Genomic DNA, 271 nt, shown 5'->3' on the forward strand with positions numbered 1-271 from the left:
ATTAAATACAAACGCAACCATACCCAAATGGCTTTTCCACATAATGCTCAGCATCAGCACTTTTGGTCTTACTTACCCGATCTCTGTGCCAATACCATTCAAGTCCTCGAGCTTACGCAAAGTGACTTTGAGGTATGGCATGACCCCGGTTTACGCCTAAGCACCAAAGATTGGCAGCAGGCTTTTGAGAACAACCAACAGCCACTGCTCACCCGAAAATTTGCGTGGTGGAGCTTCGCTCTCCTGTCCCTATTTGTACCCACCATAAAAG

The 271-nt window shown here is 46.9% G+C and carries 1 protein-coding gene; it reads left to right on the forward strand.

The genetic code is table 11. The features are described from left to right. The coding region (locus tag Q4528_RS13945; RefSeq protein WP_303522185.1) for a Rossmann-fold NAD(P)-binding domain-containing protein at positions 1–271 on the forward strand (271 nt) is incomplete at both ends.

It is taken from the genome of Staphylococcus pasteuri (assembly GCF_030547725.1).
In the GTDB taxonomy this organism is placed as follows: Bacteria; Bacillota; Bacilli; order Staphylococcales; family Staphylococcaceae; genus Staphylococcus; species Staphylococcus pasteuri.